At 54.2% G+C, this 15,778-nt stretch carries 16 protein-coding genes and 1 riboswitch; of the genes, 8 read left to right on the top strand and 8 right to left on the bottom strand.

The features are described from left to right. Positions 1-189 precede the first annotated feature (189 nt). The 5 genes from cecR to OGX91_RS10825 all read left to right on the top strand — a co-directional run bounded on the left by cecR (position 190) and on the right by OGX91_RS10825 (position 5,936). Positions 190-867 carry a transcriptional regulator CecR gene (cecR, locus tag OGX91_RS10845; RefSeq protein WP_040230429.1) on the top strand — a complete coding sequence of 226 codons (678 nt, stop codon included), beginning with the start codon at positions 190-192 and terminating at the stop codon, positions 865-867. After that, positions 864-1,859: a secretion protein HlyD gene (hlyD, locus tag OGX91_RS10840; RefSeq protein WP_286626220.1), complete on the top strand. Its 996-nt coding sequence runs from the start codon at positions 864-866 to the stop codon at positions 1,857-1,859. The genes cecR and hlyD overlap by 4 nt, the downstream gene beginning before the upstream one ends. Next, entirely contained in the window at positions 1,852-3,588 is a 1,737-nt protein-coding gene (locus OGX91_RS10835; RefSeq protein ID WP_040230427.1) for an ATP-binding cassette domain-containing protein, read from the top strand. The genes hlyD and OGX91_RS10835 overlap by 8 nt, the downstream gene beginning before the upstream one ends. Then, positions 3,581-4,714: an ABC transporter permease gene (locus OGX91_RS10830; RefSeq protein ID WP_182290743.1), complete on the top strand. Its 1,134-nt coding sequence runs from the start codon at positions 3,581-3,583 to the stop codon at positions 4,712-4,714. The genes OGX91_RS10835 and OGX91_RS10830 overlap by 8 nt, the downstream gene beginning before the upstream one ends. Positions 4,715-4,829: 115 nt before the next feature. Continuing rightward, a complete protein-coding gene (locus OGX91_RS10825) occupies positions 4,830-5,936 on the top strand; it encodes an ABC transporter permease (protein ID WP_005123723.1) in 1,107 nt (368 codons plus the stop codon). Here the strand turns inward: OGX91_RS10825 and OGX91_RS10820 are convergent. Then, a complete protein-coding gene (locus OGX91_RS10820) occupies positions 5,898-6,308 on the bottom strand; it encodes a YbhQ family protein (protein ID WP_040230425.1) in 411 nt (136 codons plus the stop codon). The two genes, OGX91_RS10825 and OGX91_RS10820, sit on opposite strands and share 39 nt — an antisense overlap. A gap of 131 nt (positions 6,309-6,439) precedes the next feature. Between OGX91_RS10820 and OGX91_RS10815 the strand changes: the two genes are divergently transcribed. Together OGX91_RS10815 and clsB are read left to right on the top strand one after the other, a co-directional pair. Next, the gene (locus OGX91_RS10815) at positions 6,440-7,201 is read left to right on the top strand and encodes an endonuclease/exonuclease/phosphatase family protein (protein ID WP_040230424.1); all 762 of its coding nucleotides are present in this window, start codon (positions 6,440-6,442) and stop codon (positions 7,199-7,201) included. Next, positions 7,198-8,439 (top strand): cardiolipin synthase ClsB, encoded by a 1,242-nt coding sequence (gene clsB / locus OGX91_RS10810; protein WP_005123729.1) that lies wholly within the window; start codon positions 7,198-7,200, stop codon positions 8,437-8,439. Before OGX91_RS10815 ends, clsB begins: the two co-directional genes overlap by 4 nt. A gap of 156 nt (positions 8,440-8,595) precedes the next feature. Here the strand turns inward: clsB and OGX91_RS10805 are convergent, their stop codons facing one another. From OGX91_RS10805 to moaA, 6 genes are all read right to left on the bottom strand, one after another. Further along, the gene (locus tag OGX91_RS10805) at positions 8,596-9,300 is read right to left on the bottom strand and encodes a Bax inhibitor-1/YccA family protein (protein WP_040230421.1); all 705 of its coding nucleotides are present in this window, start codon (positions 9,298-9,300) and stop codon (positions 8,596-8,598) included. Between the two features lie 44 nt (positions 9,301-9,344). After that, positions 9,345-9,797, bottom strand: coding sequence for a molybdopterin synthase catalytic subunit MoaE (gene moaE, locus OGX91_RS10800; protein ID WP_005123732.1), 453 nt, complete (start codon positions 9,795-9,797; stop codon positions 9,345-9,347). 1 nt (position 9,798) lies between these two features. Further along, positions 9,799-10,044, bottom strand: coding sequence for a molybdopterin synthase sulfur carrier subunit (moaD, locus tag OGX91_RS10795; RefSeq protein ID WP_005123735.1), 246 nt, complete (start codon positions 10,042-10,044; stop codon positions 9,799-9,801). Then, on the bottom strand, positions 10,037-10,522 hold the full coding sequence (gene moaC, locus OGX91_RS10790) for a cyclic pyranopterin monophosphate synthase MoaC (protein ID WP_040230419.1): 486 nt from the start codon (positions 10,520-10,522) through the stop codon (positions 10,037-10,039). Before moaC ends, moaD begins: the two co-directional genes overlap by 8 nt. A 2-nt stretch (positions 10,523-10,524) precedes the next feature. Next, the gene (gene moaB / locus OGX91_RS10785) at positions 10,525-11,037 is read right to left on the bottom strand and encodes a molybdenum cofactor biosynthesis protein B (protein WP_043015676.1); all 513 of its coding nucleotides are present in this window, start codon (positions 11,035-11,037) and stop codon (positions 10,525-10,527) included. 19 nt (positions 11,038-11,056) lie between these two features. Next, positions 11,057-12,046 (bottom strand): GTP 3',8-cyclase MoaA, encoded by a 990-nt coding sequence (gene moaA / locus OGX91_RS10780; RefSeq protein ID WP_005123741.1) that lies wholly within the window; start codon positions 12,044-12,046, stop codon positions 11,057-11,059. After that, positions 12,034-12,179: riboswitch (molybdenum cofactor riboswitch) on the bottom strand. Its footprint overlaps the gene before it by 13 nt. A 289-nt stretch (positions 12,180-12,468) precedes the next feature. Between moaA and yvcK the strand changes: the two genes are divergently transcribed. Then, on the top strand, positions 12,469-13,377 hold the full coding sequence (gene yvcK, locus OGX91_RS10775; RefSeq protein WP_286626216.1) for a uridine diphosphate-N-acetylglucosamine-binding protein YvcK: 909 nt from the start codon (positions 12,469-12,471) through the stop codon (positions 13,375-13,377). A 171-nt stretch (positions 13,378-13,548) separates the two neighbouring features. Here yvcK and uvrB read toward each other — a convergent pair whose 3' ends face one another. After that, on the bottom strand, positions 13,549-15,570 hold the full coding sequence (uvrB, locus tag OGX91_RS10770; protein ID WP_199947310.1) for an excinuclease ABC subunit UvrB: 2,022 nt from the start codon (positions 15,568-15,570) through the stop codon (positions 13,549-13,551). Positions 15,571-15,778: the final 208 nt, after the last annotated feature.

Below are 15,778 nucleotides of genomic sequence, written 5' to 3'. Positions count from 1 at the left end.
GTCGTTTTCAGGGAGATACATACAATAGAGATGACAAAAACCACAATGTCATGAAGGGGCGGAGTGTAGCAGTTTTTGTGATGTGCCGCATAAATTATCCCTGCGAAGGAAAATAACGGTCCGGACTGGACAAGGTTGCACATCAGTCATAATCTTAATCAATCGATTGATTAAGATCAGAGTCGTGCCATGAATACACCCACCATGACAACCAAAGGTGAACAGGCGAAAAATCAGCTCATTGCCGCCGCGCTGGCGCAGTTTGGCGAGTATGGTCTGCACGCCACAACGCGCGATATCGCCGCACAGGCCGGGCAAAATATCGCGGCTATCACCTACTATTTTGGCTCAAAAGAGGATTTATATCTCGCCTGCGCCCAGTGGATTGCGGATTTTATCGGCTCAAAGTTTCGCCCACACGCTGAAGAAGCCGAGCGTCTGTTTGCCCAGCCAGAGCCGGATCGTGGCGCGATGCGCGAATTAATCCTGCGCGCCTGCAAAAATATGATCATGTTGCTCACCCAGGACGACACCGTAAACCTGAGCAAATTTATCTCGCGTGAACAGCTTTCACCCACCGCGGCTTATCAACTGGTGCACGACCAGGTTATCAATCCGCTGCATACACACTTAACGCGCCTGATTGCTGCTTATACCGGCGGCGATGCCAATGATACCCAAATGATTCTGCATACCCACGCCATACTCGGCGAGGTGCTGGCCTTTCGTCTGGGGAAAGAAACCATTCTGTTGCGTACGGGTTGGTCACAATTTGATGAAGATAAAACCGCGCTGATTGACCAAACGATCACCTGTCACATCGATCTTATCCTACAAGGCTTAACGCAAAGGAGTCTGGAGTCATGAAAAAACCTGTCGTGCTCGGGCTGGTTATCGCGGCCCTCGTTGCCGTGATTGCCGGTGGAACGTGGTGGTACCAAAGTCGACAAGATAACGGCCTGACGTTGTACGGCAATGTCGATATCCGTAGCGTCAACCTGAGTTTTCGCGTTGGCGGCAGGCTGGCCTCACTGGCGGTTGACGAAGGCGATGCTATTACAGCCGGTCAGGTGCTGGGTGAACTGGATCACGCCCCGTATGAAAACGCGTTAATGCAGGCGAAAGCCAATGTTGCCGCCGCGCAGGCGCAATACGATCTGATGCTGGCCGGGTATCGCGCTGAAGAGATCGCCCAAGCGGCAGCGGCCGTCAAACAGGCGCAGGCCGCCTATGATTACGCACAGAACTTTTATAATCGACAGGTAGGATTGTGGAAAAGCCGCACTATCTCCGCTAACGACCTGGAAAACGCCCGTTCATCACGCGATCAGGCGCAAGCCTCGTTGAAATCCGCACAGGACAAACTCACCCAATATCGCAGCGGTAATCGTGTGCAGGACATCGAACAGGCGAAAGCCACGCTCGAACAAGCTCAGGCCCAGCTTGCGCAGGCAGAACTCAATTTACATGACACCACGCTAATCTCCCCGTCTGACGGCACGCTACTCACCCGTGCGGTAGAGCCAGGCAGCATGCTGAACGAAGGCGGCACGGTGTTGACGCTGTCGCTTACGCGTCCGGTTTGGGTTCACGCCTACGTAGATGAGCGGAATCTGAGCCAGGCGCAGCCGGGACGTGAAATCCTGCTCTACACCGATGGCCGTCCGGACAAACCGTATCACGGCAAAATCGGCTTCGTGTCGCCTACTGCCGAGTTTACGCCGAAAACGGTTGAGACTCCTGACCTGCGCACCGATCTGGTGTATCGCCTGCGTATTGTGGTGACCGACGCGGACGATGCGCTGCGCCAGGGAATGCCGGTAACGATCAAATTCAGTGACGAGGCACGGCATGAATGATGCCGTCATTACGCTCAAAGGGCTGACAAAAAACTTTACCGGAATGGAAAAACCGGCCGTTGCCCCGCTCGACTGCACCGTACATGCAGGCTACGTGACCGGACTTGTCGGGCCGGACGGCGCGGGGAAAACCACGTTGATGCGCATGCTGGCGGGATTGTTAAAACCCGATGCCGGAAGTGCTGCAGTAATTGGCTTCGATCCCATCAAGGACGACAGCGCGCTGCATGCGGTGCTGGGCTATATGCCGCAGAAATTTGGTCTGTATGAAGATTTGACCGTCATGGAGAACCTCAATCTCTATGCTGATTTACGCAGCGTCACCGGTGAAGCGCGAGAAAAAACCTTTGCCCGGTTACTGGAGTTTACCTCGCTGGGGCCATTTACCGGACGACTGGCCGGCAAACTTTCCGGCGGCATGAAACAGAAGCTCGGGCTGGCCTGTACGCTGGTCGGCGAACCCAAAGTGTTGCTGCTGGATGAACCGGGTGTCGGTGTCGACCCCATCTCCCGTCGCGAACTGTGGCAAATGGTGCACGAACTGGCGGGGGATGGCATGTTGATCCTCTGGAGCACTTCGTATCTGGATGAGGCAGAGCAGTGCCGCGATGTGTTGCTGATGAACGAAGGGGAACTGTTGTACCAGGGCGATCCCACTCAACTGACGCAAACCATGGCGGGTCGCAGCTTCCTGATGAGCAGTCCGCAGGAAAATAACCGCCGGCTGCTGCAACGCGCCTTAAAACTGCCGCAGGTGAGCGATGGGATGATTCAGGGGAAATCCGTCCGTTTAATCCTGAAAAAAGCAGCCACTGCGGACGATATTCGTCGGGCAGACGGCATGCCAGAGATTAACATCAGCGAAACGACTCCCCGCTTCGAGGATGCCTTCATTGATTTACTGGGTGGTGCCGGAACATCGGAGTCCCCGCTGGGCGCGATCCTGCATACCGTGGAAGGAACGCCAGGTGAAACGGTGATCGAAGCCAAAGCACTAACCAAGAAATTTGGCGATTTTGCCGCGACTGACCACGTAGACTTTGCCGTTCAGCGCGGCGAGATTTTTGGCCTGCTAGGGCCTAACGGCGCGGGTAAATCTACGACCTTTAAAATGATGTGCGGCCTGCTGGTTCCCACCTCCGGCAAAGCGCTGGTGCTGGATATGGATCTGAAAGTCAGCTCCGGCAAAGCGCGCCAGCATCTGGGCTATATGGCGCAGAAATTCTCGCTGTACGGCAACCTGACCGTTGAACAGAATCTGCGCTTTTTCTCCGGCGTCTATGGCCTGCGCGGTCGGGCGCAGAAAGAGAAAATCGATCGTATGAGCGAGGCATTTGGCCTGAAGAGTATCGCTTCCCACGCCACCGACGAACTGCCGCTGGGGTTTAAGCAGCGTCTGGCGCTGGCCTGCTCGCTGATGCATGAACCCGACATTCTGTTCCTTGATGAACCCACTTCCGGGGTCGATCCCCTCACCCGTCGTGAGTTCTGGTTGCATATCAACAGCATGGTGGAAAAAGGCGTCACGGTGATGGTGACCACCCACTTTATGGATGAGGCGGAGTACTGCGATCGCATCGGGCTGGTGTATCGCGGCAAACTAATTGCCAGCGGTACGCCGGACGACCTGAAAGCTCAGGCTGCCGACAACGACACGCCGGATCCGACGATGGAACAGGCGTTTATCACGCTAATCAATGACTGGGATAAGGAGCACGCACATGAGTAATTCCGCTCTCTCCTGGCGTCGCGTACGCGCGCTGTGCGTGAAAGAGACCCGCCAAATCGTCCGCGATCCCAGCAGTTGGCTGATTGCAGTGGTGATCCCGCTGCTGCTGCTGTTTATCTTCGGCTACGGGATCAACCTCGACTCCAGCAAGTTACGGGTAGGGATTTTGCTCGAACAGCAAAGCGAAGAGGCACTGGATTTTACCCATACAATGACCGGCTCGCCGTATATTGACGCCACCATCAGCGATAACCGTCAGGAATTGATTGAGAAAATGCAGGCCGGGCGCATTCGCGGGCTGGTGGTGATCCCGGTGGATTTTGCCCAGCAGATGGCGCGACCAAACGACGTGGCACCGATCCAGGTGATCACCGACGGTAGTGAACCCAATACCGCCAACTTTGTGCAGGGTTATGTCGAAGGCATCTGGCAGATTTGGCAGCAACAGCGGGCGGAAGATCGTGGGGAATCGTTCGAGCCCTTGATCGACGTACAGACCCGTTACTGGTTTAACCCGGCGGCCATCAGCCAGCATTTTATTATTCCCGGAGCGGTAACCATCATAATGACGGTCATTGGCGCGATCCTCACCTCATTAGTGGTGGCGCGTGAATGGGAACGCGGAACCATGGAAGCGCTGCTGTCTACGGAAGTCACCCGCGTCGAACTGCTGCTATGCAAACTGATCCCGTATTACTTTCTGGGCATGCTGGCGATGCTGCTGTGTATGCTGGTGTCGGTGTTTATTCTTGGCGTGCCCTATCGCGGTTCGTTGCTGATCCTGTTTTTCATTACCAGTCTGTTTCTGCTGAGTACGCTCGGCATGGGTCTGTTGATTTCGACTATCACCCGCAACCAGTTTAACGCCGCGCAGGTCGCGCTGAACGCCGCTTTCCTGCCCTCGATTATGCTGTCAGGTTTTATCTTCCAGATAGACAGCATGCCCGCGATTATCCGGGCGGTAACCTACATTATTCCGGCGCGTTATTTTGTCAGCACCCTGCAAAGCCTGTTTCTGGCGGGAAATATTCCTGTGGTGCTAATTGTCAACGTGCTGTTTTTAATCGCTTCGGCGGTAATGTTTATTGGCCTGACGTGGCTTAAAACCAAACGTCGGCTGGATTAAATATGTGTATGGATAATTGTAGCCGTAGGCCGGATAAGGCGTTCGCGCCGCCATCCGGCATTATGCCTGATGCGCTTGGCTTATCAGGCCTACAAACTGGACTGAGAGGACGGGCATGTTTCATCGCTTATGGACGTTAATTCGCAAAGAGCTGCAATCGCTGTTACGCGAACCGCAGACGCGAGCCATTCTGATTTTACCGGTACTGATTCAGGTGATCCTGTTCCCGTTTGCGGCGACGCTGGAAGTGACCAACGCCACGATCGCAATCTATAACGAAGACAACGGTAAACATTCGGTGGAGTTAACCCAACGCTTCGCCCGCGCCAGTGCCTTTACGCATGTTCTGCTGCTGAAAAGCCCAGAGGAGATTAAGCCGACTATCGACACACAAAAAGCCTTGCTGCTGGTGCGCTTCCCGGCCAATTTTTCGCGCAACCTGGACACCTTCCAGCAGGCTCCCATGCAGATTATCCTCGACGGGCGTAACTCCAACAGCGCGCAAATTGCCGCCAATTACCTGCAGCAGATCGTTAAGACGTATCAGTTGGAGCTGATGGACGGCAAGCCGAAACCGAACAACAGCGAGCTGGTCGTGCGTAACTGGTATAACCCGAATCTGGATTATAAATGGTTCGTGGTGCCGTCGCTGATCGCCATGATCACCACTATCGGCGTAATGATCGTCACCTCGCTGTCGGTTGCCCGTGAGCGCGAACAAGGCACGCTGGATCAGCTACTGGTCTCCCCGCTTACCACCTGGCAGATTTTCATCGGCAAAGCAGTTCCCGCGCTGATTGTAGCCACCTTTCAGGCCACCATTGTGCTGGCGATCGGCATCTGGGCTTATGACATTCCATTTGCCGGTTCACTGGGGCTGTTCTATTTCACGATGGTGATTTACGGACTGTCGTTGGTCGGGTTTGGTCTGCTGATTTCATCGCTGTGCGCCACTCAGCAGCAAGCGTTTATCGGCGTGTTTGTGTTTATGATGCCGGCGATTTTGCTCTCAGGTTACGTCTCGCCGGTCGAAAATATGCCGGTGTGGTTGCAGAATCTGACGTGGATAAACCCAATCCGCCATTTTACGGACATTACGAAACAGATTTACCTGAAGGATGCGAGTCTGCAGATTGTCTGGGAAAGTTTGTGGCCGCTGTTGGTGATAGCGGCCACAACCGGCTCAGCGGCGTATGCGATGTTTAGACGTAAGGTGATGTAGCTTTTTATCTTTCGCCAGCAGCGAGACCACGGCGGGTCCGGCCAGGATCACCAGCCCCGCCAGTGCCAGCAAGACGTTGTTTTGCAGCACGCGCGACAGTAACCACAGCACGATCATCGCAGCACCGAAATACCACGTGGTGGTGAGTTCTTCCAGCACATCCGCTACGTCGCGCCAGCGTTGTTCATGGTGACGTTGCAAGGCCAGCATTAAGATAACCGTTACGCCGTAAACGACGCATAATCCCAGGCCGACGCGCACCAGCGTGCCGCTCATCCAGCCCATTACCAGCAACGCCACTACCAGTAAATGCAACACAATCTGCCAGCAACTTAGACCTGTTGCGACACGAACACGTTGTTGCCACCTCATGGCTTTTCTCCTGAAGGATTTTCAACTAATTGTTCAGAGTACCGGACTTTACGGAAAATTCCGCAACACTGCATCTTTTTGTGACGATGACTACACTATTTTATTTAGGAAGTGACGCCAATGGGAGGCTCATGAGCGGATCGGGAGTTCAATTTTCATTCAATGTGCTCACCATTAATACTCACAAAGGGTTCACCGCCTTTAACAGACGCTTTATTTTGCCCGAGCTGCGGGATGCCGTCAGGGCAGTTGGCGCAGATATTGTGTGCCTGCAAGAAGTGATGGGTGCGCACGAAGCTCACTCATTGCGCATTGAGAACTGGCCGGATACTCCCCATTACGAATTTCTGGCGGACACAATGTGGAGCGACTTCGCCTACGGGCGTAACGCTGTGTACCCGCAGGGGCATCACGGTAATGCGGTGCTGTCGCGGTATCCCATTGAGCATGATGAGAATCGCGATGTGTCGATCGACGCGAGTGAAAAGCGCGGGGTGCTTTACTGCCGTATCGCGCCGCCAATGCTCTCTCACCCCATTCATGTCATGTGCGTACATCTCGGTTTACGTGAAGCTCACCGCCAGGCCCAGCTCGCGATGCTGGCTGACTGGGTCAATGCCCTGCCCGACGCGGAGCCGGTGGTGATCGCTGGAGATTTCAACGACTGGCGGCAAACGGCCAATCACCCGTTGAAAACCAGAGCCGGACTTGACGAGATTTTTACCCGCGCCCACGGTAGCCCGGCGCGCACGTTTCCGGTGCAGTTTCCCCTGCTGCGTCTGGACAGGATCTATGTGAAAAACGCGAATGCCAGTACCCCAACAACGCTGGCGCTGCATCACTGGCGACATTTGTCCGATCATGCTCCCCTGAGTGCGGAGATTCAGTTATGAAAAATGGCTGGCGTGAAGGCAATCAAATTCAACTGCTGGAAAACGGCGATCAATACTATCCCGCCGTTTTTGACGCCATTGAACAGGCACAACAAAAAATTATCCTCGAGACCTTTATCTGGTTTGAAGATGCGGTCGGAAAACAGCTGCATACCGCGTTGCTCGGTGCCGCCCGGCGGGGAATAAAAGCTGAAGTACTGCTGGATGGCTACGGTTCACCGGATCTTAGCGACCGTTTTGTTGAGGAGCTGACCGCAGCCGGCGTTGTCTTCCGCTACTACGATCCACGTCCGCGCCTGTTCGGGATGCGCACTAATCTCTTTCGCCGTATGCATCGCAAAATTGTGGTCATTGACGATCGCGTTGCTTTTGTCGGCGGCATCAATTATTCCGCTGAACATATGTCTGATTACGGCCCGGAGGCCAAGCAGGATTACGCCGTCCGCGTTGAAGGTCCAGTCGTTGCTGACATTCTGAAATTCGTGCTGGAAAACTTGCCCGGACAGAGTGTTGTACGACGCTGGTGGCGACGTCATCATCGGGCCATCGACAATCATCGCCCCGGCGAAGCACAGGCACTGTTTGTCTGGCGCGATAACGAAGAACATCGTAATGATATTGAACGCCACTATCTGAAAATGCTGACCCAGGCACGGCGGGAAGTGATCATCGCCAATGCCTATTTCTTTCCTGGCTATCGCCTGCTGCATGCCCTGCGTAAAGCGGCACGACGCGGCGTGCGGGTAAAACTCATCGTCCAGGGTGAACCGGATATGCCGATTGTAAAAGTGGGTGCCCGCCTGCTGTACAACTATCTGGTTAAAGGCGGCGTCCATGTTTATGAATACCGCCGTAGGCCTCTGCACGGCAAAGTGGCGCTGATGGATGACCACTGGGCAACGGTCGGTTCCAGCAATCTCGACCCACTGAGCCTGTCGCTGAATCTGGAAGCCAATCTCATTATTCATGACCGTGCTTTCAATCAGATCCTGCGCGACAACCTGAATCCAATTATTGCAGATGACTGCCAGCGGGTTGATGAATCAATGTTACCCAGACGCACCTGGTGGAACCTGACCAAAAGCGTGCTGGCCTTCCACTTTTTACGCCACTTCCCGGCGCTGGTCGGCTGGCTACCGGCACACACTCCGCGCCTGACTGAAGTGGAGCCGCCAGCACAACCTGCGATCGAAACACAAGATCGCATTCAAACCGAAGATGCAGGAGGAAAAACCTGATGGCGAAGTCGGACGAAAAAGCTGCGGGTAAAAACGAGAAGGCGATGGCGAAATGATGGTGTATATAGTGCCGGATGCGGCGTAACGCCTTATCCGGCCTACTTTCGATACCAAGCGGTAGGTCGGATAAGCGCAGCGCCATCCGGCAACAGACAATTAACGACGATTGCCGAAGATACGCAGTAGCATCAGGAACAGGTTGATGAAATCCAGATACAGCGTTAACGCCCCAAGAATGGCGTATTTCCTCAGGTTGGAACTGTCGCGCAGGTCAATTTGCTCACCGATATTTTTCAGCTTTTGCGTGTCATAGGCGGTCAGACCGACAAATACGATCACCCCAATGTAGGTCACCGCCCACATCAGCGCTTCGCTCTTCAGCCAGAAGTTAACCAACGAGGCCAGCACAATACCGATCAGCGCCATAAACAGCATGTTGCCAAAGCCGCTGAGATCGCGTTTAGTGGTGTATCCGTACAGGCTCATGATACCGAACATCCCGCCGGTAACCACGAAGGTGCTGGCGATAGACGAGTAGGTATAAACGATAAAAATACTCGATAGCGTCAACCCGGTTAACGCCGAATAGAGCATGAACAGCGTCGTTGCCATTCCAGCACTGAGCTTTTGCACCATTCCCGACAGGACAAATACCAGCGCCAGTTGCGCAATGATCAGCCCAAAGAAGGTGATCTTGCTGGAGAAAACAAACATCATCACCGCAGGCGTATTCGCCGCATACCAGGCGATAAACGCCGTCAGCAACAGCCCGCAGGTCATCCAGCCATAGACCTGCGCCATGTAGGTTTGCAGGCCGGAACGGGCCTGCACAATAGAATCGGATCGTGGGAATCGGTCCATGACAATCTCCTGAATCAGTTTGAGCCTAACACAAGTGTACTACTCTACCAGCGTTTTGCTGCTAGCTTATCACTGTCGCGGGCATCAACCCAGCGCTCACCTTCCGGCGTAGCCTCGCGCTTCCAGAATGGCGCGCGAGTTTTCAGGTAATCCATAATGAACTGCCCGGCATCAAACGCGCTGCTGCGATGCGCGCTGGTCACGCCAACAAAAACAATTTCGTCACCCGGCCACAGTTCGCCAATGCGATGAATCACCGTCACACGACCCAACGGCCAGCGCGAACGCGCTTCGTCGACAATCTCCGCCAGCGCTTTTTCGGTCATCCCTGGATAGTGTTCCAGCGTTAACGCCTGCACGCTGTCACCGAGATTGTGGTTGCGGACTTTACCGGTGAAAGTGACCACCGCGCCGTCTTCATCACGCTCGGCAAGCCAGGGATACTCATCCCCGACGCGAAACGGCGCAGGGCCAACAACAATTCGCGTTTCAGCCATCTTAGCCTCCGGTTACCGGTGGGAAGAAGGCCACTTCGTCCCCGGCGTTAAGGGGATGGTCAAAATCGACCAGCGTCTGGTTTACCGCCGCCAGCAGCTTGCCGTCTTCCAGCGCCAACGCCCAACGATCGCTTTTTGCCGCAAGATGCTGGCGCAGTGCTTCTACCGTTGGAAATTCAGCCGTCACCTCTAGCATATCGGTGTTAACCAGTTCTCGCACCTGAGCAAAGAAAAGAACCTTAATCATGCGCATCCACCTTAAAATCTCCCGACTTGCCGCCGCTTTTTGCCAGCAGGCGCACCGGACCAATCACCATATCCTTTTGCACTGCTTTGCACATGTCGTAAATGGTCAACGCCGCAACGGAAGCCGCCGTTAACGCTTCCATTTCGACACCGGTTTTCCCGGTCAGGCGACACAGCGTTTCAATGCGTACGCGGCTATGTTCCGGCTCGGCGTGCAGATTGACTTCCACCTTGCTGAGCATCAGCGGATGACACAGCGGGATAAGATCCCAGGTACGTTTGGCGGCCTGAATACCCGCAATACGCGCCGTAGCGAAAACATCACCTTTATGATGACTACCATCGATAATCATCGCCAGCGTTTCACTGCGCATGGTCACGAATGCTTCAGCACGCGCCTCGCGTACGGTTTCCGCCTTGGCGGAGACATCCACCATATGCGCTTCGCCAGCGGCGTTAATATGAGTCAGTTGCGACATACTTATTTCTTCAAATGTGGGTGGAAATTACACGGACGCGTACGGGCATCAAGCTGCGGCGCAATGATATTTTCCCATGCGGTACGACACGCTTTGGTCGACCCCGGCATGGCGAAAATCAGCGTTTTATTGGCGACTCCGGCAATCGCCCGGGATTGCAGCGTCGCGGTACCAATCTCCTCAAAGGAGAGCATACGGAACACTTCCCCGAACCCTTCAACTTCTCTGTCGAACAGCGGTTGCAGCGCTTCCGGAGCCTGATCGCCTTCGGTTAAACCGGTACCGCCGGTGATGAGCACCACCTGTACGTCGTCACTGGCAATCCAGGCTGAAACCTGGGCGCGGATAGCGTAACGATTCTCTTTGACAATCGCCTTATCGACAATTTGATGACCCGCTTCCTGCGCCGAGTCACGCAGATAATGGCCGGAGGTGTCATCTTCTTCGCCACGACGACTGGAAACGGTAAGAATAGCAATGCGTGTCGGGATAAATTCAGCGCTTACCTGACTCATGAAAAACTCCTTTTAGCGATCAGCCGCCAATGTAAGATAAGTTTTGCGTAATACCGGTATTGTTCTGATGTAAGAAATGGGTCTGCTTTTTCTCCTGCAGCGCGGCTGAAATGCGTTCTTCCAGCGCTGGCTGCTGAGCGTCATCTTCCAGCAAATCACGCAGGCTTACGCCACCTTCACCGAATAAACACAGATGAAGCTTACCGACAGAGGAAACACGCAGACGGTTGCAGGTCGCGCAGAAGTCTTTCTCATAAGGCATGATCAGACCAATTTCGCCGACATAGTCAGGATGGCAAAAAACCTGAGCCGGGCCGTCGCTGCGCTGTCGGATCTGATGGATCCAGCCGCGACGCAGCAGTTCATCGCGCAGTACCTGACCGGAGATATGGTGTTTACGGAAGAGCGAGCTGCCCTCGCCCGTTTCCATCAGTTCAATAAAACGCAGTTGGATCGGACGCGGTTGAACCCAGGCGAGGAAGGTGTCCAGCTGATGATGGTTTACGTCGCGCATCAGCACGGTGTTGACTTTCACTTTTTCAAAACCCGCATCAAAGGCGGCGTCAATGCCTGCCATCACCTGTTGAAACTTGTCCTGTCCGGTAATGGCATGAAACTGACGAGCATCCAGGCTGTCGACGCTCACGTTGAGCGCGGTCAGTCCGGCATCGCGCCAGGCGGCGGCATCGCGCGCCAGACGATAACCATTGGTGGTCACCGCAATCTGACGGATGGCGTCGTTTTCACGCACGGCGGCGATAATGTCGGTAAAGTCGCGACGCAATGAGGGTTCGCCCCCCGTCAGACGCACTTTCTCCGTTCCCAGACTGGCGAACGCGCGCGTGACGCGACGAATTTCATCAACGGTTAAAAAGCCGTTATTGGTGACCCCGCCGGGCTTATAGCCATCCGGCAGGCAGTAGGTGCAACGGAAGTTACACACATCGGTAATCGACAAACGTAAGTAGTAAAACTTACGCGCGAATGCATCGGTAAGTTGAGAGCCCATGTACACCTTTCCAAATACGGGAGGCGAAGTCATTTCTTCCTGCGCCCTGGTGACAATCGTATTCACGTATCGTCACGGCCAAAGCACCGTATCATTTGACCCAGGTGCAGAGGCTAGAGTGTTTATACTCGTCATACTTCGAGTACATTGTGGTTATGCCGATACTAGCGTGTAAATGACGCTTTTGCCATGTACACTTTCGCTGTATAAATATGTATATAGCGGCATGATCGTGCATTTTCGCTACAGAATAAGCAAAAACCACAGTTTTGCATTGATATACATCATCTTGCTGTCAGGTCGATGTCGTCAGAAAGGGGTAGATCGCAGAAAATTATTTTCTGCAGATGACGACTGGATAATTGCTGAAAACACGCTATTTACGTTACTGTAACGCCGATCAATTGATATCAGGAATAACTATGCGCACTCGTACGCTGGCAGATCTGGATCGCGTTGTCGCTCTCGGCGGAGGGCATGGATTAGGACGCGTTCTGTCATCACTTGCCTCTTTAGGTTCACGCCTGACGGGCATCGTCACGACCACCGATAACGGCGGCTCCACGGGGCGAATTCGCCGTTCAGAAGGCGGCATTGCCTGGGGAGACATGCGGAACTGCCTCAACCAGTTAATTACCCAACCAAGCGTCGCATCGGCGATGTTTGAGTATCGTTTTGGCGGTAATGGCGAACTTTCCGGCCATAACCTCGGAAATCTGATGTTAAAGGCGCTCGATCACCTCAGCGTGCGGCCTTTAGAAGCCATCAATTTAATTCGTAGCCTGCTAAAAGTTGATGCACATTTAATTCCCATGTCAGAACTACCGGTGGACCTGATGGCGCTCGACGATCAGGGACATGAAGTGTATGGCGAAGTGAATATCGATCAGCTCACCATCCCACCTCAGGAGCTGATGCTGTCACCAAAAGTGCCGACCACGCGCGAAGCGGTAGAGGCTATCGCTGAAGCAGATTTGATTTTAATTGGGCCAGGCAGTTTTTACACCAGCCTGATGCCGATCCTGCTGCTCGACGAACTGGCACAGGCGTTACGTCGCACACCGGCTCCAATGGTTTATATCGGCAATCTGGGACGCGAACTCAGCCTGCCTGCCGCCAGCCTGACGCTTGCCGATAAGCTGGCCATCATTGAGCAATATGTTGGTAAGAAGGTGATTGATGCGGTGATTGTCGGACCAAAAGTCGATGTTTCCGCCGTGACCGACCGCATTGTGATTCAGGATGAACTGGAGGCCAGCGATATTCCCTACCGTCATGACCGTCAACTGCTGCATAGCGCGCTGGAGAAAGCGGTGCAGGCGTTAGGTTGAACGTATTTGCCTGATGCGCTGCGCTTATCAGGCCTACAGGTGCGCTTGTAGGCCGGATAACGGATCTCCCCCGCCATCCGGCACCAAACACGGCCTGGTGCGCTGCGCTTATCAGGCCTACAGGTGCGCTTGTAGGCCGGATAAGGGGTTTACCCCGCATCCGGCACCCACCTACGATGCCGCGATAAACAATTCACGCAACTGATGCAACTGGTCACGGATCTGCGCGGCCTCTTCGAACTCAAGGTTCTGCGCATGCAGCATCATCTGACCTTCTAACTCGTGAATCTTCTGCTGCAGCGCTTTTGGCGTCATGTCCAGCTCAACAACCTCGGATTTCGCCCCGGCACGTGACTTCCCTTTGCCTTTCGCCTTGGTCTTCGCAATATTCTGACCCAGCGCCAGAATATCGACCACTTTCTTATTCAGCCCTTGCGGCGTAATACCGTGCTCTTCGTTGTAGAGCTGCTGTTTCTCACGACGGCGTTCGGTTTCACCAATCGCTTTGGCCATTGAGGCGGTAATTTTATCGCCGTAGAGAATCGCTTTACCGTTGATGTTACGCGCCGCTCGACCGATGGTCTGGATAAGCGATCGTTCCGAACGCAGGAACCCTTCTTTGTCTGCATCCAGAATCGCCACCAGAGAGACCTCAGGCATGTCCAGGCCTTCTCGCAACAGGTTGATACCCACCAGCACGTCAAACTCGCCCAGGCGCAAATCACGAATGATTTCCATGCGTTCCACGGTATCAATGTCGGAGTGCAGATAGCGCACCCGCTCGCCGTGCTCTTCAAGGTATTCGGTGAGGTCTTCCGCCATGCGTTTGGTAAGTGTCGTCACCAGCACGCGTTCGTTAATCGCCGCACGGGTGCGGATCTCAGACAGCAGGTCATCAACCTGTGTCGCCACCGGACGAACTTCAATGACCGGGTCCAGCAGCCCGGTCGGCCGCACCACCTGATCGACCACATCCTCACCGGATTTCTCCAGCTCATAATTGCCCGGTGTCGCTGAGACATAAATGGTTTGCGGTGCCAGCGCCTCAAACTCTTCAAACTTCAGCGGACGGTTATCCAGCGCCGACGGCAGACGGAATCCATACTCAACCAGCGTCTCTTTTCGTGCCCGGTCGCCACGGTACATCCCACCAATTTGCGGAATCGTAACGTGGGATTCATCCACCACCAACAGGCCATCGGCGGGCAGGTAATCAAACAGCGTCGGCGGCGGCTCGCCCGGACCGCGTCCGGACAGATAGCGTGAATAGTTTTCAATCCCCGAGCAGTAACCCAGCTCGTTCATCATTTCCAGATCGAACTGCGTACGCTGGCTTAAACGCTGTTCTTCCACCAGCTTGTTGTTCGCCAGCAGGATTTTGCGGCGCTCCGCCAGCTCGACTTTAATTTCTTCCATCGCCTGCACAATGCGTTCGCGCGGTGTGACATAGTGCGTTTTAGGGTAGATGGTAAAGCGCGGAATGCTGGATTCAACCTGCCCGGTTAGCGGGTCGAATAGCGACAAGCGCTCAACTTCTTCATCAAACAACTCGACGCGTAGCGCGATATCGTCAGATTCCGCCGGAAAGATATCGATCACCTCACCACGCACGCGGAACGTCCCGCGCTGGAATGCCTGATCGTTACGCGTGTATTGCAGTTCAGCAAGCCGGCGCAGGATCGCACGCTGATCGATAATCATCCCCACCGTCAGGTGCAACATCATCTTCAGATACAGATCCGGATCGCCCAGACCATAGATCGCGGAAACCGAGGCCACCACCACCACATCCCGCCGTTCAAGCAGGGCTTTGGTCGCCGACAGGCGCATCTGTTCAATGTGTTCGTTTACCGACGCATCTTTCTCGATAAAAGTATCCGAGCTCGGGACATAAGCTTCCGGCTGATAATAGTCGTAGTAGGAGACGAAATATTCCACTGCGTTATCCGGGAAGAACTCTTTCATCTCACCGTACAGCTGAGCAGCAAGCGTCTTATTGGGAGCCAGCACCATGGTAGGACGCTGCAAGTCCGCAATCACGTTGGCGATAGTGAATGTCTTCCCCGACCCCGTCACCCCGAGCAGCGTCTGATGCGCCAGACCATCCTCCAGCCCTTCTTCCAGGCGACGAATCGCCTCAGGCTGATCGCCAGAGGGTTTAAAAGCGGAATTCAGTTTGAACGGTTTACTCATGAGCAGCTACCTGAAGCAATGGGCGGGCAGGTGTGTAATTTTACCCGCAGCAGTATATTTTGCCAGTAAAATATACTGGATGAAAAAACAGTAACACACCAGAATATTTCTGTTACGCCATCAGAATGCCCGTCAGAGCAGGCTAAAATTTTGGCACTGGCGGGATAAAACACCAGTAAAAATGTGTTATCCCCAAACCAATGACTTT

This window comes from Citrobacter sp. Cpa228 (assembly GCF_030333085.1).
GTDB classification, from domain to species: Bacteria; Pseudomonadota; Gammaproteobacteria; order Enterobacterales; family Enterobacteriaceae; genus Citrobacter; species Citrobacter pasteurii.
The sequence above is the reverse complement of the archived record's forward strand: the minus strand, read 5'-3'. Positions and strand labels throughout refer to the sequence as shown.